This window comes from Pantoea sp. X-Soil-ISGK-421 (assembly GCF_059730785.1).
The window spans coordinates 1254875-1275284 of sequence record NZ_AP035979.1; the positions used below are offsets into that span (position 1 = coordinate 1254875).

At 56.3% G+C, this 20410-nt stretch carries 22 protein-coding genes and 1 riboswitch; of the genes, 17 read left to right on the forward strand and 5 right to left on the reverse strand.

The annotated features are described in order from the left end of the window. Nucleotides 1-9 precede the first annotated feature (9 nt). From AC6I8K_RS05785 to modC, 4 genes are all read left to right on the forward strand, one after another. Nucleotides 10-168 carry an AcrZ family multidrug efflux pump-associated protein gene (locus tag AC6I8K_RS05785; protein WP_497826362.1) on the forward strand — a complete coding sequence of 53 codons (159 nt, stop codon included), beginning with the start codon at nt 10-12 and terminating at the stop codon, nt 166-168. Nucleotides 169-295: 127 nt separating this feature from the next. Then, the gene (gene modA / locus AC6I8K_RS05790; protein ID WP_064740612.1) at nt 296-1069 is read left to right on the forward strand and encodes a molybdate ABC transporter substrate-binding protein; all 774 of its coding nucleotides are present in this window, start codon (nt 296-298) and stop codon (nt 1067-1069) included. Beyond that, nucleotides 1066-1758, forward strand: a complete 693-nt coding sequence (gene modB, locus AC6I8K_RS05795; protein ID WP_064740613.1) for a molybdate ABC transporter permease subunit — start codon at nt 1066-1068, stop codon at nt 1756-1758. The genes modA and modB overlap by 4 nt, the downstream gene beginning before the upstream one ends. Further along, nucleotides 1758-2816: a molybdenum ABC transporter ATP-binding protein ModC gene (modC, locus tag AC6I8K_RS05800; RefSeq protein ID WP_497826363.1), complete on the forward strand. Its 1059-nt coding sequence runs from the start codon at nt 1758-1760 to the stop codon at nt 2814-2816. Before modB ends, modC begins: the two co-directional genes overlap by 1 nt. A gap of 82 nt (nt 2817-2898) precedes the next feature. On the opposite strand, the gene AC6I8K_RS05805 is transcribed toward modC, so the two are convergent. After that, nucleotides 2899-3717, reverse strand: coding sequence for a pyridoxal phosphatase (locus tag AC6I8K_RS05805; RefSeq protein ID WP_497826364.1), 819 nt, complete (start codon nt 3715-3717; stop codon nt 2899-2901). A 148-nt stretch (nt 3718-3865) separates the two neighbouring features. Here AC6I8K_RS05805 and pgl point away from each other — a divergent pair, with 148 nt between their 5' ends. Further along, on the forward strand, nt 3866-4858 hold the full coding sequence (gene pgl / locus AC6I8K_RS05810) for a 6-phosphogluconolactonase (protein ID WP_497826365.1): 993 nt from the start codon (nt 3866-3868) through the stop codon (nt 4856-4858). 214 nt (nt 4859-5072) lie between these two features. On the opposite strand, the gene AC6I8K_RS05815 is transcribed toward pgl, so the two are convergent. Both AC6I8K_RS05815 and bioA read right to left on the reverse strand, forming a co-directional pair. After that, nucleotides 5073-5549, reverse strand: a complete 477-nt coding sequence (locus AC6I8K_RS05815; RefSeq protein WP_064740617.1) for a kinase inhibitor — start codon at nt 5547-5549, stop codon at nt 5073-5075. Between the two features lie 29 nt (nt 5550-5578). After that, entirely contained in the window at nt 5579-6874 is a 1296-nt protein-coding gene (gene bioA, locus AC6I8K_RS05820) for an adenosylmethionine--8-amino-7-oxononanoate transaminase (RefSeq protein ID WP_497826366.1), read from the reverse strand. Nucleotides 6875-6962: 88 nt separating this feature from the next. Here bioA and bioB point away from each other — a divergent pair, with 88 nt between their 5' ends. From bioB to bioD, 4 genes are read left to right on the forward strand one after another with little or no spacing between them, the layout of a single operon-like run. After that, nucleotides 6963-7994, forward strand: a complete 1032-nt coding sequence (bioB, locus tag AC6I8K_RS05825) for a biotin synthase BioB (protein WP_007890608.1) — start codon at nt 6963-6965, stop codon at nt 7992-7994. Then, a complete protein-coding gene (bioF, locus tag AC6I8K_RS05830) occupies nt 7995-9146 on the forward strand; it encodes an 8-amino-7-oxononanoate synthase (RefSeq protein ID WP_497826367.1) in 1152 nt (383 codons plus the stop codon). Next, nucleotides 9130-9885, forward strand: coding sequence for a malonyl-ACP O-methyltransferase BioC (bioC, locus tag AC6I8K_RS05835; RefSeq protein ID WP_497826368.1), 756 nt, complete (start codon nt 9130-9132; stop codon nt 9883-9885). The genes bioF and bioC overlap by 17 nt, the downstream gene beginning before the upstream one ends. Continuing rightward, entirely contained in the window at nt 9882-10553 is a 672-nt protein-coding gene (gene bioD, locus AC6I8K_RS05840; RefSeq protein WP_483817031.1) for a dethiobiotin synthase, read from the forward strand. The genes bioC and bioD overlap by 4 nt, the downstream gene beginning before the upstream one ends. A gap of 224 nt (nt 10554-10777) precedes the next feature. Here the strand turns inward: bioD and AC6I8K_RS05845 are convergent, their stop codons facing one another. Continuing rightward, nucleotides 10778-11494: an ABC transporter ATP-binding protein gene (locus AC6I8K_RS05845; RefSeq protein WP_064740622.1), complete on the reverse strand. Its 717-nt coding sequence runs from the start codon at nt 11492-11494 to the stop codon at nt 10778-10780. Between the two features lie 902 nt (nt 11495-12396). Between AC6I8K_RS05845 and uvrB the strand changes: the two genes are divergently transcribed. Beyond that, a complete protein-coding gene (gene uvrB / locus AC6I8K_RS05850; protein WP_497826369.1) occupies nt 12397-14418 on the forward strand; it encodes an excinuclease ABC subunit UvrB in 2022 nt (673 codons plus the stop codon). Between the two features lie 86 nt (nt 14419-14504). Here uvrB and AC6I8K_RS05855 read toward each other — a convergent pair whose 3' ends face one another. After that, nucleotides 14505-15407 carry a gluconeogenesis factor YvcK family protein gene (locus AC6I8K_RS05855; protein ID WP_483817033.1) on the reverse strand — a complete coding sequence of 301 codons (903 nt, stop codon included), beginning with the start codon at nt 15405-15407 and terminating at the stop codon, nt 14505-14507. A gap of 196 nt (nt 15408-15603) precedes the next feature. Further along, nucleotides 15604-15740: riboswitch (molybdenum cofactor riboswitch) on the forward strand. Between AC6I8K_RS05855 and moaA the strand changes: the two genes are divergently transcribed. The 7 genes from moaA (at nt 15729) to AC6I8K_RS05890 (ending at nt 20371) form a co-directional block, all read left to right on the forward strand. Further along, nucleotides 15729-16715: a GTP 3',8-cyclase MoaA gene (gene moaA / locus AC6I8K_RS05860; protein ID WP_064740625.1), complete on the forward strand. Its 987-nt coding sequence runs from the start codon at nt 15729-15731 to the stop codon at nt 16713-16715. It overlaps the preceding riboswitch by 12 nt. 17 nt (nt 16716-16732) lie before the next feature. Further along, the gene (moaB, locus tag AC6I8K_RS05865; protein ID WP_064740626.1) at nt 16733-17248 is read left to right on the forward strand and encodes a molybdenum cofactor biosynthesis protein B; all 516 of its coding nucleotides are present in this window, start codon (nt 16733-16735) and stop codon (nt 17246-17248) included. A gap of 2 nt (nt 17249-17250) precedes the next feature. After that, the gene (gene moaC, locus AC6I8K_RS05870; RefSeq protein ID WP_497826370.1) at nt 17251-17736 is read left to right on the forward strand and encodes a cyclic pyranopterin monophosphate synthase MoaC; all 486 of its coding nucleotides are present in this window, start codon (nt 17251-17253) and stop codon (nt 17734-17736) included. Further along, nucleotides 17729-17974: a molybdopterin synthase sulfur carrier subunit gene (gene moaD / locus AC6I8K_RS05875; RefSeq protein WP_064740628.1), complete on the forward strand. Its 246-nt coding sequence runs from the start codon at nt 17729-17731 to the stop codon at nt 17972-17974. Before moaC ends, moaD begins: the two co-directional genes overlap by 8 nt. Beyond that, complete coding sequence (gene moaE, locus AC6I8K_RS05880) at nt 17974-18429, forward strand: molybdopterin synthase catalytic subunit MoaE (RefSeq protein WP_483817036.1); 456 nt, start codon at nt 17974-17976, stop codon at nt 18427-18429. The genes moaD and moaE overlap by 1 nt, the downstream gene beginning before the upstream one ends. Nucleotides 18430-18509: 80 nt before the next feature. After that, the gene (locus AC6I8K_RS05885; RefSeq protein WP_483817867.1) at nt 18510-19604 is read left to right on the forward strand and encodes a DUF1615 domain-containing protein; all 1095 of its coding nucleotides are present in this window, start codon (nt 18510-18512) and stop codon (nt 19602-19604) included. 59 nt (nt 19605-19663) lie between these two features. Then, nucleotides 19664-20371 (forward strand): Bax inhibitor-1/YccA family protein, encoded by a 708-nt coding sequence (locus AC6I8K_RS05890; RefSeq protein ID WP_008102687.1) that lies wholly within the window; start codon nt 19664-19666, stop codon nt 20369-20371. The last annotated feature ends 39 nt before the right edge of the window (nt 20372-20410 follow it).

Consider the following 20410-nt stretch of genomic DNA (forward strand, 5'->3'; position numbering starts at 1 on the left):
GAGGTTTCCATGCTGGAACTGTTAAAAAGCCTGGCTGTGGCTATCATCATGGTGCCGATTGTGATGGCGATTATGCTCGGTCTGATTTACGGCCTGGGTGAACTTTTCAACGTCATCTCTAAATTTGGCCGCCGCGACGATCGTCCCGCCAACAGCTCGCAACACTGATTTCCCCACGCCCGCACCCTGCGGGCGTTTTGTTATTAACTTCCGTAAAATCCTGCCGATAACTATCTCATGACGCATTTGTGCCGACGTTGTATTATCAAATATATAACGTAACAAGGAGCAACAAATGCAAAAAAATCATTACCGCTGGGCTGCTGTCACTGCACTGACTCTTTCTCTGGCCGGTCAAGCGGTTGCTGCGGAAAAAATCACCGTGTTCGCTGCTGCGTCACTGACTAATGCGTTGCAGGAGATCGCTACGCAGTACCAGAAGAAAACGGGCGTTGAAGTGGTCTCTTCATTTGCCTCTTCATCAGTGTTAGCGCGCCAGATTGATCAGGGCGCGCCTGCCGATCTGTTCATCTCTGCCGACCAGCAGTGGATGGACGATGTAGTGGCAAAAAACAGCGTGGTGACCAACACGCGCTATACGCTGCTTGGCAATGACTTAGTGCTGATCGCCCCGAAAAGCGATGCCGCCAAAGCGGTGACCATTGATAGTAAAACCGACTGGAGAAGCCTGCTGAAAGGTGAGCGACTGGCGGTGGGCGATCCCGATCACGTACCGGCCGGGATTTATGCCAAAGAAGCATTACAAAAACTCGGCGCGTGGGACGCTTTATCTTCGCAGCTGGCACCCGCTAACAATGTACGTGCTGCGCTGGCGCTGGTTGAACGCAATGAAACGCCGTACGGCATCGTGTATGGTTCAGACGCGGTTGCCAGCCAAAAAGTGCAGGTAGTCGGACGTTTCCCGGAAGAGAGCCACAAGCCGGTGGAATATCCGATGGCGATCGTCAAAGAACATCAGAACGCAACGGTAACCGCCTTCTATAACTATTTGCAGGGGCCGGATGCCGCTGCCGTGTTTAAACAGTATGGATTTACGCCGAAGAAATGATATTGAGCGATCCCGAATGGCAGGCCGTGTTTCTCAGCCTGAAAGTGTCCTGTGTAGCGGTGCTGTGCAGCTTGCCGTTTGGCATCATGATGGCCTGGATTCTGGCGCGCTGCCGGTTTCCAGGCAAAACCTTGCTCGATAGTATCGTCCACCTGCCGCTGGTGCTGCCGCCGGTGGTGGTCGGTTATCTGCTGCTGATCGCTTTAGGCCGCCGCGGTTTCATCGGCGAAAGGTTGTATGACTGGTTCGGCTTCACGTTTGCCTTTAGCTGGCGCGGCGCGGTGATCGCTTCGGCGGTAATGGCGTTTCCGCTAATGGTGCGAGCGATTCGGCTCGCGCTGGAGGCGGTTGATACCAAACTTGAGCAGGCCGCTCGCACGCTTGGTGCGGGTCGCTGGCGCGTGTTTTTCACCATTACCCTGCCGCTCACCTTGCCTGGCATCATTGTCGGTACGGTTTTGGCCTTTGCCCGTTCGCTGGGCGAATTTGGCGCCACCATCACTTTTGTTTCCAACATTCCCGGTGAGACACGCACCATTCCGTCGGCGATGTTTACCTTGATCGAAACGCCAGGCGCCGAAGGCACCGCTGCGCGACTGTGTGCGGTGGCAATTGCGCTGGCGCTGATGTCGCTGGTGGCTTCTGAGCTGCTGGCGCGCTGGGGCCGCAAGCGGCTGGGAGCGGCGTAATGTTAAATCTGCAACTTTCTCAGCAGTTGGGTGATCATCGGCTCGACGTCAACGTCAATATTCCCGCCAGCGGCATCACCGCCATCTTTGGCGTGTCGGGTGCGGGAAAGACCTCGTTGATTAACGCGATTGGTGGCTTAACGCAGCCGCAAAGCGGGCGTATTGAACTGAACGATCGTTTGCTGTTTGATTCAGCATCGCGCGTGAATTTACCGCCGGAAAAGCGTCGCATCGGCTACGTGTTTCAGGATGCGCGGCTGTTCCCGCACTATCGTGTACGCGGCAATCTGCAATACGGCATGGCACCGTCGATGAAGTCACAGTTCAACGCGCTGGTGGCGCTGCTCGGCCTTGAATCGCTGTTAACGCGCTATCCGGCATCGCTGTCGGGCGGTGAAAAACAGCGCGTGGCGATTGGCCGCGCCTTGCTGACTGCGCCCGATATTCTGCTGATGGACGAACCGCTGGCGTCGCTTGATCTGCCGCGTAAACGTGAACTGATGCCCTATCTGCAAAAGCTGGCGAAGCAGGTTGATATTCCGATTCTTTACGTGTCGCACAGCCTCGACGAAATCCTGCAGCTGGCGGATAACGTGCTGGTTCTGGATGCGGGCCAGGTGAAAGCCTTTGGTGCGCTGGAGAAGGTGTGGAGCAGTTCGGCGATGCGTCCGTGGTTGCCGCTTGCCGAGCGTACCAGCGTGCTGCGCGTGCAGGTGTTAGAGCAGCATCCGGATTACCCGATGACCGCGCTGTCGCTCGGCGATCAGCATATTTGGGTCAGTCGGGTGAATCAGCCGCTGAAAACCCCGCTGCGCATTCGTATCGCCTCGGCGGATGTGTCGCTGGCATTGCAGCCGCCGCATAACACCTCGATACGCAATATTTTACCGGCGCAGGTGGTTGAGCTGCTGGAGATTGACGATCAGGTGGAAGTTAAGCTGCGTATTGGGATAAGCGAATTGTGGGCGCGCATCTCGCCGTGGGCGCGGGATGAGCTGGGCATCCGGCCCGATCAGTGGCTGTATGCGCAGATTAAAAGTGTGTCGATAGCGGCGTGAGCAACAGGTCGCCATGAATAGCGACCCTACAATGCGTTATACCGGTTTTGTAGGGTGCGCATTTATGCGCACCTTTTTGATATTACAGCACTTCCTGATAAATCACGTCGGCGATGCCCGGCTCCAGATTGGTGCCAATCACCTTTTTGGCGCGCGCTTTGATGGCGTCATCGGCATTGCCCATCGCCACGCCCAATCCCACCTGTTCCAGCATGCTGAGATCGTTGTAGTTATCGCCAAACGCCAGCACGTCTTGCATGCTGAAGCCCTGACTTTCCACCCATTGCGCCAGGCGCTTGCCTTTGCTGTTGCCACCTTTGGCAATATCGACCTGATCGTGCCACGACCATTCACAGGCCAAACCCAATTCGGCTTCGGTGCGTTCGGCAAACTGCTGCAGCGCGCGCGTATCCGGGTGCGACAAGGCGAACTTCCAGATTGATGTGGCTTCATGCGCGGCCTGCGCCAGACTTGGCACCTGCAGGAACAGCGGACGCTGCGCTTCTGGCAGCGACTGCGCCCAGTTAAGCGTTCGCGTTACATGGCCGGTTGGCGTCTGATACAGCATCGCATCATCGACATACAGCAGACCGTGGATGTTCTCTTCATCCAGCATCTCAATCACACGCGCGGCTTGGTTTTTATCAAGTGGATCGGCGGCCAGCACCTTTTTCGCTGGATAATCATACAAATAGGTGCCGTTACAGCAGATGGCGGGGGTATCGAGATTCAGTGCCTGATAAAAAGGGTGGATGGCGCAGTGATGGCGACCGGTGACGATCAACACTTTCACGCCCGCCTGTTGCGCGCGGGCCAGCGCTTCAATGGATTCAGGCAGAATGGTTTTATTCGGGGTCAGCAGGGTGCCGTCGAGGTCAAGGGCGATTACGCGGTAGCTCATTACACTTTCCGTCCGGGAGTTGGCAAAGCATTGAGTCTACACCCGGCAGCGGCCCTGAGACAAAAAACAGGGCACAAATGAATCCAGCGCGACAAAATGAAACGCGCTACAGTTATCCCTTTCATCAGGCAGCGAATAAGGAAAACGCATGAAACAAGTCGTGTATACCGCCAGTCCCGAGAGCCAGCAGATTCATGCCTGGCAGTTGCAGGAAGATGGCGCACTGACGTTATTGCAGGTAACGGATGTTGCCGGCCAGGTGCAGCCGATGGTGGTGAGCCCGAAGAAAGATTTCCTCTATGTAGGTGTTCGTCCGAATTTTCGCGTGCTGGCGTTCCGCATTGCGGCCGACGGTACGCTGAGCCTCGCCGGTGAAGCGCCGTTACCGGGCAGCCCAACGCACATTTCCACCGATCGTCAGGGTAACTATCTGTTCTGCGGCTCGTACAACGATGCCTGCGTCAGTATTAGCCCAATTGGCAGCGATGGCTTGCCGCAGGCGCCGAGTCAGGTAATTAGCGGATTGGAGGGTTGTCACTCAGCGAATATCGATCTGAACAACCAAACGCTGTTTGTACCGGCATTGAAACAGGATCGCATCTGCCTGTATCAGCTGAATGCAGAGGGAACGCTGGCGCCGCGTGAACAAGCGCAGGTCACCACCGTTGAAGGTGCGGGTCCGCGTCACATGGCCTTCCACCCGAACGGCGCCTATGGCTACGTAGTGAACGAGCTGGATAGCACCGTGGATGTCTGGGCGCTGAACAACGTGCACGGTCAGGTTGAGCGCGTGCAGAGCCTCGACATGATGCCAAAAGATTTTAGTGACACGCGTTGGGCGGCTGACATCCATATCACGCCGGATGGCCGTTTCCTTTACGCCTGTGACCGTACCAGCAGCACCATTACGGTGTTCAGCATCAGTGAAGATGGATCCGTACTGGCGATTGAAGGTTTCCAGCCGACCGAAACGCAACCGCGCGGTTTTAACATCGATCACAGCGGTCAATATCTGGTGGCGGCGGGACAGAAATCGCACCATATCGAAGTGTATAAGATTGAGGCGCGCGGCCTGCTCAATCCGCTGGCGCGTTATGCGGTAGGACAAGGCCCAATGTGGGTTGTCATCCACCAACTGTGATATTTAGTAGGGTCATCATTGATGGCGACCAGGTGCGCATAAAAGCGCCCCCTACAAAATCCGCCGTAGGGTCGCCATTGATGGCGACCAGGTGCGTATAAATGCGCACCCTACAAAATCCGTCGTAGGGTCGCCATTGATGGCGACCAGGTGCGAATAAATGCGCACCCTACAAAATCCGTCGTAGGGTCGCCATTCATGGCGACCTTTCTTATTACGCGTACTTCACCGTCATCGACGCACTCGCCAGCGCATGGAAATGCACGTTAAAACCAACCATCGCGCCGCTCGCGCCTTCATCCACCTCAATTTTGTCCGTATCCAGCGCATGCACGGTAAAGATGTAGCGATGCGATTCACCCTGCGGTGGGGCCGCGCCGCCATAGCCAGTTTGGCCAAAATCGGTGCGCGTCTGGATGGCGCTCTCCGGCAGTTCCGCCACGCCGGAACCGGCACCTTGCGGCAACACGGTCACCTCGGCCGGAATGTTCGCGACTACCCAATGCCACCAGCCGGAACCGGTGGGTGCGTCGGGATCGTAGCAGGTGACCACAAAGCTTTTGGTGCCTGCTGGCACATCATCCCACGCCAGATGCGGTGACAAATTGTCGCCCTGGTAACCCATGCCGTTGAAAACGTGTCGTTCTGGCATCTTATCGCCATCGTTAAAATCCTGGCTAAATACGCGCATGATCTCTCCTTTTTGGTTGTGCAGTGCCGTCAATCATGGTGGAAATGCGCGGCAACATCCAGTGCCGCACTGACCGCTTGCGTCAGTTTCGTCAGTTCAGCGGCAGAAATCAGATAAGGTGGCATCAGGTAGATCAATCGGCCAAACGGACGAATCCACACGCCGCGCTCGACGAAGAACTGCTGCAGCGCGGCCATGTTCACCGCCTGATGCGTTTCGATCACGCCAATCGCGCCCAGCACGCGTGCATCGGCCACCGCATGATGGCTACGCAACGGCAGCAGTTCGGCGCGTAATTGCCGTTCAATGGTCGGCACCTGGGTTGTCCAGCCGTCTTCAGCGATCAGCGCCAGACTTTCCACCGCCACCGCGCAGGCCAGCGGATTGCCCATAAAGGTGGGCCCATGCATAAAGCAGCCTGCCGCGCTGCGGCTGATGGTATCGGCGACTTCTCGTGTGGTTAGCGTGGCGGAGAGCGTCATGGTTCCGCCGGTCAGCGCTTTCCCCAGGCAGAGAATGTCCGGCGTGATGCCAGCATGTTCGCAGGCAAACAGCTTGCCGCTGCGGCCAAAGCCGGTGGCGATCTCATCGGCAATCAGCAGCAAACCGTAGCGGTCGCACAGCGCGCGCACCTGTTGCAGATAGCGCGGATGGTAGAAACGCATCCCGCCTGCGCCTTGCACGATCGGCTCCAGAATCACTGCCGCAATCTCACGATGGTGAGTTTCTGCCAACTGCGCGAAATCAGCAAAATCCGCCTCGTTCCACTCATCATCAAAGGCGCTTTGCGGCGCGTTGGCGAACAGATGTTCTGGCAGATAGCCGCGCCACAGGCTGTGCATCGAGTTTTCCGGATCGCACACCGACATAGCGGCAAAGGTATCGCCATGATAGCCGCGCTTCAGCGTGAGAAATTTCTGTCGCGTTTGGTTGCGTCCCAGCCAGTATTGCAGCGCCATCTTCATCGACACTTCAACGGCGATGGAACCTGAATCGGCAAGGAACACGCACTCCAACGCGTCAGGCGTGATAGCAACCAACTGGCGGCTCAGTTCCACCGCCGCCGGATGGGTAATGCCGCCAAACATCACATGCGACATCTGCGTCATTTGCTGCTGCAGCGCCTGGTTAAGGCGCGGATGGTTATAGCCGTGAATCGCCGCCCACCATGACGACATGCCATCCACCAGTTCACGTCCATCGGCCAACTGCAGCTGGCAGCCGTGCGCCGCCACAACCGGATAACAGGGCAGGGGATCGCGCATCGACGTGTAGGGATGCCAGATATGCTGGCGGTCAAAATTGAGGTCGTCCTGAGTGAACATGTAAGTTGTAAACCATTTTAAAAAGATTTAGTTTACAAGTATAACCACGTTAATCGTCGGGATGAACCCCCTTTTTCTGGAGTAAGCAATGGCAAACCGCTGGACACTGACACAAGCTCAGGCACTTTTCGATAAACCTTTCCTTGAGTTGATGTTTGAAGCGCAGCAAGTGCATCGTCAACATTTCGATCCGCGCCAGGTGCAGGTCAGCACGCTGCTATCGATCAAAACTGGCGCCTGCCCGGAAGACTGCAAATACTGTCCGCAGAGCGCGCGTTATAAGACCGGTCTGGAATCCGAGCGTCTGATGGAAGTAGATGCGGTACTGGAATCGGCGCGCAAAGCCAAAGCGGCGGGATCGAGCCGTTTCTGCATGGGAGCTGCATGGAAAAACCCGCACGAACGCGACATGCCCTACCTTCAGCAGATGGTGCAGGGCGTAAAAGCGATGGGCATGGAGACCTGCATGACGCTTGGCACGCTGGACGGCAGCCAGGCGCAGCGCCTTGCCGAAGCCGGGCTCGATTTCTACAACCACAACCTTGATACCTCACCAGAATTCTACGGCAACATCATCACCACGCGCAGCTATCAGGAACGTCTGGATACGCTGGATAAAGTGCGCGGCGCGGGCATTAAAGTCTGTTCGGGCGGCATCGTTGGCCTGGGTGAAACCGTGAAAGATCGCGCGGGCTTACTGGTGCAGTTGGCCAATTTGCCGACGCCGCCTGAAAGCGTACCGATCAACATGCTGGTGAAGGTCAAAGGCACACCGCTGGCCGATAACGATGACGTTGAACCGTTCGACTTTATCCGCACCATCGCGGTGGCGCGCATCATGATGCCATCATCACACGTGCGCCTTTCAGCCGGTCGCGAGCAAATGAGCGAGCAAACCCAGGCGATGTGCTTTATGGCCGGGGCTAACTCGATTTTCTACGGCTGCAAACTGCTCACCACGCCAAATCCGGAAGAGGATAAAGATCTGATTCTATTCCGCAAGCTGGGGCTCAATCCGGAACATACCGCGACCACCGCGGGTGACAACGAGCAGCAATATCAGCTCAGCGAGCAGCTGCTGCACGCCGATACCGAGCAGTTCTACAACGCGGCTGTGTAAATGGGCTGGACACAACGTATTGATCAGGCGCTGACGGCGCGGCGTGCTGCTGATGGCTGGCGTCTGCGGCGTCCCATCGAGCACAACAACGTGCGGGAAATTACGCTCGACGGTCAGCGTTATCGCCATTTCTCCAGCAATGACTATCTCGGACTCAGTCAGCATCCAGCGGTGATCGCCGCGTGGCAGCAGGGCGCGGCCGAGACGGGCGCAGGGGCGGGTGCATCCGGTCATGTCACCGGTTACAGCCGTCATCATGCGCAGCTGGAAGCGGAATTAGCAGACTGGCTTGGCTATTCGCGCGCGCTGCTGTTCATTTCGGGATTTGCCGCCAATCAGGCGGTGATTCATCTGCTGGCGGAAAAGCAGGATCGCATCTTTGCCGATAAGCTGGCGCACGCTTCACTGCTGGATGCCGCCAGCCACAGCCCGGCGAGCTTGCGTCGCTTTGCTCATAATCAGCCGGAAAGTCTGGCGAAACTGCTGGCCACGCCGTCAGAAGGCGGCACGCTGGTGGTGACCGAAGGTGTATTCAGCATGGACGGCGACAGCGCGCCACTGACGTCGATCGCTGAGGAGACGCGGCGCGGCAACGGCTGGCTGCTGGTGGATGATGCGCACGGCATCGGTGTGACCGGTGCGCAAGGGCGTGGCAGCTGCTGGCAGCAGCAGGTAAAACCGGAGCTGCTGATCGTCACCTTTGGTAAAGGGTTTGGCGTCAGCGGCGCGGCGCTGCTGTGTGATGACGCCACCGCCGATTATGTTGAACAGTTTTCTCGCCATCTGATCTATTCCACCGCGATGCCTCCGGCGCAGTGCTACGCGCTGCTGGCAGCACTGCGGCAGATTCAACAAGGCGATGCGCTACGTGAAAAACTGCACAGCCACATTGCGCGTTTCCGCGCCGGTGCGGCGGATTTGCCGTGGCAGTTGGTGGCCTCAAATAGCGCGATTCAGCCGCTCATCGTCGGCGAAAACAGTGCGGCGCTGGCGTTGTCGCAGCGGCTAGCTAAAGCCGGCAGTTGGGTGAGCGCCATTCGTCCGCCGACCGTGCCGCCAGGCACGGCGCGGCTGCGCATCACGCTTACTGCTGCGCATCACCCCGATGATATTGATCGTTTGCTGGAGGCGCTGTATGACGCTGCAGGTTAACAAGCAGGCCGTAGCGCACGCCTTTGGTCGCGCGGCTGCGCATTACGAGCAGCACGCGCAATTACAGCGGCTGAGCGGCGATGCGTTACTGGCGCGGGCACCCGCAAGCTTTGGCCCGCATCTGCTGGATGCCGGTTGCGGCACGGGTTGGTATAGCCGCTACTGGCGCGATCGCGGACGTACTCTGACGGCGCTCGATTTGTCGCCCAACATGCTGCAAACCGCGTGCGATCAGCAATCGGCGCAGCACTATCTGCTGGGCGATATCGATGAAGTGCCGCTGCCCGACGCCAGCGTTGACGGCGTGTGGAGCAATCTGGCGGTGCAGTGGAGCAGCGATCTACACACTGCGTTACAGCAGTTTTTGCGCGTTACGCGGCCGGGTGGCACGGTGCTGTTTTCCACGCTGCTCGACGGATCGCTGCATGAAGTGCATCACGCGTGGGCGCAGCTGGATGGTCGCCAGCATGCCAACCGTTTTCTCAGTACCGCGCAGTTTCACGCGGCCACTGCAACGCTGCCGATGACGGCGCAGCAGCAGGTTATCACGCTGCACTTTCCCAGTGCGCTCAGCGCTATGCGCTCCCTGAAAGGGATTGGTGCCACACATCTGCACGATGGACGCGGCGCCAGCGTGCTGACCCGATCCCAGCTAGCACAGCTTGAGCAGCACTGGCCGCAGGATGAGGCCGGATATCGCCTGAGTTATCACCTGATGTATGGAGTTTTAAGCAAATGACACGCTGGTTTATTACCGGAACGGATACTGAAGTGGGCAAAACCGTGGCCAGCGGCGCGCTGCTGCAGGCGGCGCGCGCCGCCGGTTTACGCACCGCTGGCTACAAGCCGGTGGCATCCGGCTGCGAGATGACGCCGGAAGGCATCCGCAACAGCGACGCGCTGGCGTTGCAGCGCTACAGCAGCCTGACGTTAAGCTACGAGCAGGTCAATCCACTGGCGTTTCTCGAACCGACCTCGCCGCATATCATCAGCGCAGAAGAGGGCCGACCGATTACCTTTGCGGCACTGTCAGCAGGGTTGCGCGCACTGGAGCAGCAGGCGGAATGGGTGTTAGTTGAAGGCGCAGGCGGTTGGTTCACACCGCTCTCCGAGACGCAAACTTACGCCGATTGGGTGGCAGCTGAGCAGTTGCCGGTGATTCTGGTGGTGGGCGTGAAGTTAGGCTGCATCAACCATGCGATGCTCACTGCCGAGGCGGTGAAAGCGCGCGGATTGCGCCTTGCGGGTTGGGTAGCCAATGATATCCAGCCACCCGGCAAACGCCATCAGGAGTATATCGCCACGCTGCGACAGCGTATTGAAGCGCCGTTTCTGGGGGAGATCCCACATCTTACTGATGAGGCGCAGCAGGCCGAGTGCGGGCGCTATTTGACACTACCGCAATAACCCAGGTCGCCATAAATGGCGACCCTACATTGCTTGAAGCCATTTTGTAGGGGGCTATTCATGGCGTAATGCCGATCAGTTAAGCACCGTATCTAACCACCGCACATTCCGTAGCGGCGCGATTTATCGCGCAATGAATTGCGCCGCTACAATATGTGCGCTCGGTAATAGGATTTCATCTCTTAACTGACAAGCATTACGCCATTCATGGCGACCTAAGATAATCACGTCGCCGTTAGCCACTTGTTGACGGTGATGTCATCCAGCTGCGCCACTTTACCGTGTGCCACATTGCGTCCTTGATGTAATAGCAGGAAATAGTCGGCGACGCGGCGGATAAATGAAACGTGCTGCTCAAGCAACAAAATGGTTAAACCATATTCACGGTTTAACCGACGAATCAGGTTGCCCATCTCTTCTTCCAGCCACGGCGACATCCCTTCCGTCGGCTCATCCAGAATCACCAGTTTTGGCTGCAGCACCAGTGCGCGTGCCAATGCCAAATGTTGCTGTTGTTCCATCGGCAACTCACCGCTGCGTTGATGGCGCAACGAATAGAGCGCTGGAAACAGGTCAAAAACCATTTCAGGAATGGCGCGGCTCCGATCATCCTGCGCCGCCATCAGGGCAATCAGCAGGTTATCTTCCACGCTCATCTGCGAGAATATATGCCGTCCTTGCGGCACATAACCTATGCCGGTACGCGCGCGCAGCTCGGCAGGTTGCAGCAGCAAATCTTCCGGCGGCGCGCCATCTTCCTGCCAGGTCATCGAGCCGCTGTTGATCGGCAAACGCCCCATAATGCAGTTCACCAAGGTGGTTTTGCCCATGCCGGGGCTGCCCAGCACGCCGGTGCAGGTGCCCGGCGGCAGATCGAGATCCACATCCCACAGAATGTGATTTTGACCGTAAAACTGATTCACCGAACGTAAACTCAGCATCTGACATACTCCTTCCAGATTATTAGCCTGAATGCTCCCGCTCTGTGTCGTCTGGCATACAGTCGTGCACGATTGATGGACACCGCTGTTATCGGCACACGCCGATATGGACTCGTCACTCCATACGATGAACGTTGCAATTCCCAGGCCAGGTTAAGGATTTAGGCATCTCTCAATCTGAAATGAAGCAAATAGGCCGCTAAAAGTTGAGTAATGCTTAACAATTGCCAGCGGTGATAAATTGGCTGCACTTTGACGGTGCTGAAGGCTTAACGTTTCTGGTGCATTTGATCGTTCGTAAGGCATTAACTGCGGAAATAAGTGGCCTTAATGCCTGGGTTCTCTGCAGGCAAGAGAGTGTAAAGAGGCAAAAAGAAGGGTTACTGCGACACGCAGGGAGATAAAAATAAATACGAAAAAATTTTTTTTCGCGCTTAAGGATGGGCGCGAGAAAATTATACACAGCCGATGGGCTCGGGGCTCGATCCACTTATCCACCATTACTGTGGATAACCTTGTGCATTAGCGACTGAAAACCGTGTGGAAGCGAGTAAATTCGCGGCCTTAACACATTATGATGAGAAACTGGGCTTTTGGGTCAATTTCAATTAAAACAGCAGGTTAGTTAAAATCAAGCATGCGAATTATCTGCCTTGTCATCGAACTGCAATTTAATGACACTCTATTGACAAATGTTAAAAGCGTCCTCCACTTGGGGATAACATTACGCAACAACAGCTTGCTGCTCGCTGCTTCAATTACGCTGAAGAAAATCGTCCGAAGGTGTCATTATCGTCCAATTTTACTGTGATTATGTCCAGTATTTTTTTCTGGCAAATTCCCCATAGCAGAGTAGAATTAGCAGCCTGCCCGCCGACTTCACCAGCTGGAACCGCCAAAACATGAGCAAAGCCTTCAAACTCAACTCCGATTTTAAGCCTTCAGGCGATCAACCTGAGGCGATTCGCCGTCTCGAAGAGGGGCTGGAAGATGGACTCGCGCATCAAACGCTGTTGGGCGTTACGGGCTCAGGTAAAACCTTTACCGTGGCGAACGTGATTGCCGATCTCAATCGACCCACCATGGTGCTGGCGCCTAATAAAACATTGGCGGCGCAGCTGTACGGTGAAATGAAGGAGTTTTTCCCGGATAACGCGGTGGAGTTTTTCGTCTCTTATTACGATTACTATCAGCCTGAAGCCTATGTGCCGAGCTCTGACACCTTTATTGAAAAAGACGCGTCGGTGAATGAGCACATTGAACAGATGCGTCTGTCGGCGACCAAAGCACTGCTGGAGCGTCGTGATGTGATTGTGGTGGCCTCGGTGTCGGCGATCTACGGTTTGGGCGATCCCGATCTCTACTTGAAAATGATGCTGCATCTGACGCGCGGCATGATTATCGATCAGCGCAGTATTCTGCGTCGTCTGGCGGAGTTGCAATATAGTCGCAACGATCAGGCCTTCCAGCGCGGTACCTTCCGCGTGCGCGGCGAGGTGATCGATGTGTTCCCGGCGGAATCGGATGACATTGCGCTGCGTATCGAACTGTTTGATGAAGAAGTTGAACGGCTATCGCTGTTCGATCCGCTGACGGGTCAGATCGATTCGGTGATCCCGCGTTTTACCGTCTATCCCAAAACGCACTACGTGACGCCGCGCGAGCGTATTCTGCAGGCGATGGAAGACATCAAAGTCGAACTGGTGGACCGCCGCAAGGTGCTTATGGAGAACAATAAGCTGCTTGAAGAGCAGCGTATTTCCCAGCGTACTCAGTTCGATCTCGAGATGATGAACGAGTTGGGGTACTGCTCTGGTATCGAAAACTACTCCCGCTATCTCTCGGGACGCGGACCGGGTGAGCCGCCGCCGACCTTGTTCGACTACTTACCGGCTGATGGCCTGCTGGTGGTCGACGAATCGCACGTGACCATTCCGCAGATTGGCGGCATGTATCGCGGTGACCGCGCGCGTAAAGAGACGCTAGTAGAATACGGTTTCCGTTTGCCGTCGGCGCTGGATAACCGCCCGATGAAGTTTGAAGAGTTTGAAGCGGCAGCCCCACAAACCATTTATGTTTCGGCGACGCCGGGCAACTACGAGCTGGAAAAATCTGGCAGCGAAGTGATTGATCAGCTGGTACGTCCAACGGGCCTGCTGGATCCGATTCTGGAAGTGCGTCCGGTGGCGACGCAGGTCGACGATTTGCTGTCGGAAATTCGCAAGCGTGTCGAGATCAATGAGCGCGTGCTGGTCACCGTATTGACCAAGCGCATGGCGGAAGATCTCACTGAATATCTGGTTGAGCACGGCGAGAAGGTGCGCTATCTGCACTCGGATATCGATACTGTGGAACGTATGGAGATTATCCGCGATTTACGCCTTGGCGAATTTGATGTGCTGGTCGGCATTAACCTACTGCGAGAAGGCCTGGATATGCCGGAAGTGTCGCTGGTGGCGATTCTGGATGCCGATAAAGAGGGCTTCCTGCGCTCGGAGCGTTCGTTGATTCAGACCATAGGCCGCGCCGCGCGTAACATTAACGGCCGGGCGATTCTCTACGCCGACAAAATCACGCCGTCGATGGAACGCGCGATGGGCGAAACCGAGCGCCGTCGCGAGAAGCAGCAAAAATACAACGAAGAGAACGGCATCGTGCCGCAAGGGCTCAACAAGAAAATCACCGATATTCTTGAGCTCGGCAAAAACGTGGTTAAAACGCGCGGAAAAGGCAAAACCGCGTCACGTACTGCAGCAGAAGCGGAAGCCAATTACATGGCGCTTACGCCGCAGGCGATGCAGAAGAAAATTCACGAGCTGGAAGGGCAGATGCAGCAACACGCGCAGAATCTGGAGTTTGAAGAAGCCGCCAGCGTGCGCGATCAGCTACATCAACTGCGCGAGCTGTTTATTGCGGCTTCGTGATCGTTGTATTTAGGTCGCCATGAATGGCGCCCCTACGCGAATTCAGTGGGGTTTTCGTAGGGTGCGCATTGATGCGCACCTGGAAACTAAACGGCTTGAATGGCGTGTTCCAGCGCAATGCGCAGCAGCTGGCGGTCGTGGCGATATTTGATATCGGCGGCTTCCAGCGGTTCACGAATGATTAAACGCTGTTCCACACCGCTAATATCGGCTGCCGGGCTCACCACCACGGCATCGATAACGCGCTTACCAATGGCTTTTTCCATGATCGCCAGTTTATCGGCCACATTCAGGCTGGCCGCTGCGGCGCTCAGCTCGCGACCCAGGTTGCCAATAAATACCATGGTGGCTGGCGTACGACGCAGTGCGCGGGCCATATCTTCCATCAGCAAGATCGGCATCAGGCTGGTGTAAAAGCTGCCAGGCCCAATGAGAATCAAATCCGCTTCGCCCACCGCGTCTATGGCTTCGCGCGTTGGCAATACGTTTGGATGCAACATCAACTCTTCCGGCGGCTGCTTCATCTCATCAATCGCGGTTTCGCCGTACACCATATTGCCTTCACCATCCTGCGCCACCAGATCGACCGGCTGTTCTGACATTGGAATCAGAAAGGCATCTACCTTGAGGAGATTGCGGATGATATTGATGGCTTCCAGCGGGCGCACGCTAAGGTGATCCAGCGCCTTCAGCATCAGGTTGCCAAGATTGTGTCCGGCCAGCTCGCCATTACCGCTAAAACGATACTCAAACATTGCGGTAGCGACGCTCGGTTCGGTGATCAGCTGATTGATGCAGTTACGCATATCGCCCCACGCAATGCCGCCTTCCGAGCGGCGAATGCGGCCGGTGGAGCCGCCGTTATCGGTGGTGGTGACGATGCCGGTTAAGCGCGAGCCTAACGGCGCCAGCGCCGACATCACGCGGCCCAGACCGTGCCCGCCACCTAATGCCACTACGCGATCCAAATCTGCCAGGGTTCGATTCATGTTTCTCCTTTGTCACCGACATCCTCGCGTTGAGGCGCAGTTGAACTGATGTGCATCAATATCTGGGGTGCATTTTACCGTATCCTGTCGCGAAAATGCGGTGAAAAATACGTTATACATCAAGATATATAGCGAAATTCACTGATGGATGCGAATCGCTAATCGCGCTACCATTCGTTTTAACCGTGTTGTCCACAATGACAACAAACTCCCAAGCCTGGGTTCCTAAGTCGTTAACGATAGGGAATGCAGGCCGCAGCCTTGAGCTGCCAGGGTGCAGAAAGAAATGACTGCATCTCCCGACTTTGGAAAGGTGTTCAGGTGCCACAATTTACAGATGCCTACGCGCGCAGCTTTTACTATCTGCGCCTGTCGGTCACGGATGTGTGTAACTTCCGTTGTACCTACTGCTTACCAAACGGCTACAAGCCGAACGGTACGCATAATAAGAGCTTTCTCTCGCTGGATGAGATTCGTCGCGTGACGCGTGCCTTTGCGGCTGCGGGCACGGAAAAAGTGCGCCTGACCGGTGGCGAACCCTCCATGCGTCGTGATTTCACCGACATAATCGCCGCCGTGCGTGAAAACGCCGCCATTCGCCAGATAGCGATGACCACGAACGGTTACCGCATGGCGCGCGACGTGGGTGCGTGGCGCGCTGCCGGCCTCACCCATATCAACGTCAGCGTCGATAGCCTCGATGCGCGCCAGTTTCACGCTATTACCGGGCAGGACAAATTTGCCGAAGTGATGGCGGGAATTGATGCAGCTTTTGAGGCCGGTTTCGAGAAAGTGAAAGTCAACAGCGTGTTGATGCGCGACGTGAACAGCCATAGTCTCAGTACCTTCCTTGAATGGCTGCGCCTGCGACCGATTCAATTACGCTTTATCGAGCTGATGGAAACCGGCGAAGGCAGCGATCTGTTCCGCCGCCATCATATCTCCGGTGAAGTGATCCGCGATCAACTGATTCTGCAAGGTTGGCAGCGCCAGCCGCGCGGCCGCAGCGACGGTCCGGCGCAGGTGTTCCGACATCCCGATTATCAGGGCGAAGTGGGCCTGATCATGCCTTATGAGAAAGATTTCTGCGCCAGCTGCAACCGCCTGCGCGTGTCGGCACTGGGCAATCTGCATCTGTGCCTGTTTGGTGACGGCGGCGTCTCGTTGCGCGATCTGTTGGCCTCTGACGATCAGCAGGATGAGTTGCAGGCGCGCATTGCGCACAGCCTTGGACAGAAAAAGCAGACGCATTTCCTGCATCAGGGCAATACCGGCATCACGCAAAATCTCTCCTTTATTGGTGGCTAAACACAGGAGTTACGGCCATGGGTAAACCTACCGGCGACTTTGTCGCCTTAAATGTGGCGGTGATGACCGTCTCTGATAGCCGCGATGCCGGCAATGACACATCGGGCGATTATCTGCGCGAAGCGCTGGCGGAAGCCGGGCATCAGGTGGTGGATCGCGCGCTTGTGCCGGATAACCGCTACCGCATTCGTGCCACGGTGTCGCGCTGGATTGCCAGCGACGATGTGCAAGTCGTGATCGTCAATGGCGGCACCGGTTTTAACAGTAAAAACAGCACGCCAGAAGCATTGCTGCCGCTGCTCGATCGCGAAATTGAAGGCTTTGGCGAGCTGTTCCGCATGATCTCTTATGAAGAAATTGGCAGCTCGACGCTACAGTCGCGTGCGGTGGCCGGATTAGCCAATCAGACGCTGATTTTTGCCGTGCCGGGATCGACCAATGCCTGCCGCAGCGCCTGGGAACGCATTATTGAAGATCAACTGGATGCGCGTACGCGTCCGTGTAATTTCGTCTCACATTTGAAGAAGTTGTAAGTATGTCATCCTTAACCCATATCAATGCCGCTGGCGAAGCCCACATGGTGGATGTCTCCAGCAAAACCGAAACGGTGCGCGAGGCTCAGGCTGAAGCGCTGGTGCTGATGAGCGTCGAAACGCTGCAGATGATTATTGACGGCAGCCATCATAAAGGTGACGTGTTCGCCACCGCGCGCATCGCCGGTATTCAGGCGGCAAAACGCACCTGGGAACTGATTCCGCTCTGTCATCCGCTGATGCTGAGCAAAGTGGAAGTCACCTTGCTGGCGGAACCGCAACATAGCCGCGTGCGCGTCACCTCGCTCTGTCGTCTGACCGGTAAAACCGGCGTCGAGATGGAAGCGTTGACGGCGGCATCCGTCGCGGCACTTACCATCTATGACATGTGCAAAGCAGTGCAAAAGGACATCGTCATTGACCAACTACGTCTGCTGAGCAAAAGCGGCGGCAAGTCCGGCGACTTCAAGGCGGTGAGCCATGATTAAGGTGCTGTTTTTTGCCCAGGTACGTGAACTGACCGGCACCAGCGCGCTTGAGTTGGCAGCTGAATATGGCGACGTCGCGACCTTGCGAGCGGCGTTAGCGGAGAAGGGCGATCGCTGGGCGCTGGCGCTGGAGTCCGGCAAGTTGCTGGCCGCGGTCAACCAAACGCTGGTGCCGATGAATCATCCGCTGCGTGCGGGTGATGAAGTGGCCTTTTTCCCGCCGGTCACCGGAGGCTGATGATGGAAACGCGGATTCGTGTGAGTGCAGAGCCTTTCAACGTCGGCGAAGAGTATGAAAAACTCGCCGCGCATGACAGCGACGGCGCGGTCGTGACATTCACCGGTAAAGTGCGCAATCACAATCTCGGCGCCAGCGTGGCGGCATTGACGCTGGAACACTACCCCGGCATGACAGAAAAGGCGCTAGCGGATATCGTCGCGGACGCACGTCAGCGCTGGGCACTGCAGCAGGTGACGGTGATTCATCGCGTTGGCGAACTGTTCCCCGGCGACGAAATTGTGTTTGTTGGCGTCAGCAGCGCGCATCGTGGCAGCGCCTTCGCCGCCACCGAGTTCATCATGGACTACCTGAAAACCCGCGCGCCGTTCTGGAAGCGCGAAGCCACTGCCGCAGGCGATCGTTGGGTTGATGCCCGCGACAGCGATCATCAGGCCGCTGAGCGCTGGAGCTAGCGCGCAAAATCTTCCCGCTCCGATAGCGGCAGGCCACTGAAAACGTTAAGGTACGGTTTTTGTTGGCGTCAGGGATTATGATGAACACGAGCAAGATAATGAAAGGCGCAGCATTGCTGGCTGCGCTGGTGCTGGCCGGTTGTAGCACGAAAAAAGAGCCGCAGGCACCGGCGCGACAGCCCGCCGATGTGAAGAGCCAAATTCAACAGCTGTTGCCCAGCGACGTGACGCAAAAATCGGCCTGGGCCGACGACATCTATACCGCGTTCCGCGTGCAGCAAATCGATGCCAGCGTCAGCAATATCTGTGCGGTGATTGCCGTTACCGATCAGGAATCTAACTTCAGCGCCGATGCGGTGGTGCCGGGCTTACCGAAAATTGCCTGGGGTGAAATCGATCGCCGCGCCGCCAAAGTCCACGTTCCGGCGTTTCTGGTGCGCACCGCGCTGCTGATCAAATCACCGAACGGTGAGAGCTATGCGTCGCGTCTGGATAAAGTGCGCAGCGAAAAAGAGCTGAGCGCCATCTTTGATGATTTCATTGATATGGTGCCGATGGGGCAGAAGCTGTTTGGTAACCTCAACCCAATTCACACCGGCGGGCCGATGCAGGTCAGCATTGAGTTTGCTGAAGCGCACGCCAAAGGTTATCCGTATGCGGTTGACGGCTCGATTCGCCGTGAAGTCTTTACCCGACGCGGTGGCATCTACTTCGGCACGCTGCATTTGCTCGGCTATCCCGCCGATTACAGCCAGCCGCTGTACCGTTTCGCCGACTTCAACGCCGGTTGGTATGCCAGCCGCAACGCCGCATTCCAGGCGGCCATCGCCCGAGCCAGCGGCATCAAGCTGGCACTTGATGGCGACCTGATCGTCTATGGAAGCGAGCAGGCCGGTTCCACTGAACTGGCGGTACGCAGCCTGAGCAAGCAGTTGGACATGAGCAATCGTGAAATCCGCCGCGATCTGGAGAAGGGTGACACAGCCGACTTCGCCAGCAGCACACTGTGGAAACAGACCTTTATTCTCGCCGATAAGATGGCCGGTAAACGTCTGCCACGAGAAATGCTGCCGGGTATCAAATTGGAAAGCCCGAAAATTACCCGCAATCTCACCACCGCGTGGTTTGCTCAGCGCGTAAATGGCCGCTATCAACAGTGCTTGACACGCCGTTGACGCAAACGGGTGTACACTCCACACTTACAGAGTTTGTCTAACATTTAATGAGGCGCTTCATGGATCGATATCCACGTAATGATTCAATCGTGCAACAGGCTTCCACCTCGCTGCAGACCTACATGGCACAGGTGTATGGCTGGATGACCTGCGGCTTGCTGCTCACCGCGTTTGTATCGTGGTTTGCTGCCCGCACACCTGCAGTAATGGAACTGGTATTTGCGAATCGCATCACTTTCTTCGGTTTGATCATCGCACAGCTGGCGCTGGTGTTTGTACTGTCTGGCATGGTGCAACGTATGAGTGGCGCGGTGGCGACCGCACTGTTTATGCTCTATTCGGCGCTAACCGGCTTAACCATGGCGAGTATTTTCCTCGTCTACACCTATTCATCCATTGCCAGCACTTTCTTTGTAACGGCCGGGATGTTCGGGGCGATGAGCTTCTACGGCTACACCACTAAGCGCGATCTGAGCCGCTTTGGCAGCCTGCTGTTTATGGCGCTGATTGGTATTCTGCTGGCGTCACTGGTGAACTTCTGGCTGAAAAGCCCGGCGTTAATGTGGGCGATTACCTACATTGGCGTGGTGGTGTTTGTCGGCTTAACCGCCTATGACACGCAAAAGCTGAAAGCGATTGGTGAAAACATCAATGTGAATGACAAAGAGAACCTGCGTCGCACCTCAATCATGGGCGCGCTGACGCTGTATCTCGACTTCATCAACCTGTTCCTGATGCTGCTGCGTATTTTCGGCAACCGCCGTTAAATCTCGCATATTTTCGTAGGGTCGGCATCAATGCCGACC

What these genes read in the sequence shown, in the direction of transcription:
- AC6I8K_RS05785 (WP_497826362.1), top strand. Translation starts at nt 10, where the DNA reads ATGCTGGAACTGTTAAAAAGCCTGGCTGTGGCTATCATCATGGTGCCG.
- modA (WP_064740612.1), top strand. Translation starts at nt 296, where the DNA reads ATGCAAAAAAATCATTACCGCTGGGCTGCTGTCACTGCACTGACTCTT.
- modB (WP_064740613.1), top strand. Translation starts at nt 1,066, where the DNA reads ATGATATTGAGCGATCCCGAATGGCAGGCCGTGTTTCTCAGCCTGAAA.
- modC (WP_497826363.1), top strand. Translation starts at nt 1,758, where the DNA reads ATGTTAAATCTGCAACTTTCTCAGCAGTTGGGTGATCATCGGCTCGAC.
- AC6I8K_RS05805 (WP_497826364.1), bottom strand. Translation starts at nt 3,717, where the DNA reads ATGAGCTACCGCGTAATCGCCCTTGACCTCGACGGCACCCTGCTGACC.
- pgl (WP_497826365.1), top strand. Translation starts at nt 3,866, where the DNA reads ATGAAACAAGTCGTGTATACCGCCAGTCCCGAGAGCCAGCAGATTCAT.
- AC6I8K_RS05815 (WP_064740617.1), bottom strand. Translation starts at nt 5,549, where the DNA reads ATGCGCGTATTTAGCCAGGATTTTAACGATGGCGATAAGATGCCAGAA.
- bioA (WP_497826366.1), bottom strand. Translation starts at nt 6,874, where the DNA reads ATGTTCACTCAGGACGACCTCAATTTTGACCGCCAGCATATCTGGCAT.
- bioB (WP_007890608.1), top strand. Translation starts at nt 6,963, where the DNA reads ATGGCAAACCGCTGGACACTGACACAAGCTCAGGCACTTTTCGATAAA.
- bioF (WP_497826367.1), top strand. Translation starts at nt 7,995, where the DNA reads ATGGGCTGGACACAACGTATTGATCAGGCGCTGACGGCGCGGCGTGCT.
- bioC (WP_497826368.1), top strand. Translation starts at nt 9,130, where the DNA reads ATGACGCTGCAGGTTAACAAGCAGGCCGTAGCGCACGCCTTTGGTCGC.
- bioD (WP_483817031.1), top strand. Translation starts at nt 9,882, where the DNA reads ATGACACGCTGGTTTATTACCGGAACGGATACTGAAGTGGGCAAAACC.
- AC6I8K_RS05845 (WP_064740622.1), bottom strand. Translation starts at nt 11,494, where the DNA reads ATGCTGAGTTTACGTTCGGTGAATCAGTTTTACGGTCAAAATCACATT.
- uvrB (WP_497826369.1), top strand. Translation starts at nt 12,397, where the DNA reads ATGAGCAAAGCCTTCAAACTCAACTCCGATTTTAAGCCTTCAGGCGAT.
- AC6I8K_RS05855 (WP_483817033.1), bottom strand. Translation starts at nt 15,407, where the DNA reads ATGAATCGAACCCTGGCAGATTTGGATCGCGTAGTGGCATTAGGTGGC.
- moaB (WP_064740626.1), top strand. Translation starts at nt 16,733, where the DNA reads ATGGGTAAACCTACCGGCGACTTTGTCGCCTTAAATGTGGCGGTGATG.
- moaC (WP_497826370.1), top strand. Translation starts at nt 17,251, where the DNA reads ATGTCATCCTTAACCCATATCAATGCCGCTGGCGAAGCCCACATGGTG.
- moaD (WP_064740628.1), top strand. Translation starts at nt 17,729, where the DNA reads ATGATTAAGGTGCTGTTTTTTGCCCAGGTACGTGAACTGACCGGCACC.
- moaE (WP_483817036.1), top strand. Translation starts at nt 17,974, where the DNA reads ATGATGGAAACGCGGATTCGTGTGAGTGCAGAGCCTTTCAACGTCGGC.
- AC6I8K_RS05885 (WP_483817867.1), top strand. Translation starts at nt 18,510, where the DNA reads ATGAACACGAGCAAGATAATGAAAGGCGCAGCATTGCTGGCTGCGCTG.
- AC6I8K_RS05890 (WP_008102687.1), top strand. Translation starts at nt 19,664, where the DNA reads ATGGATCGATATCCACGTAATGATTCAATCGTGCAACAGGCTTCCACC.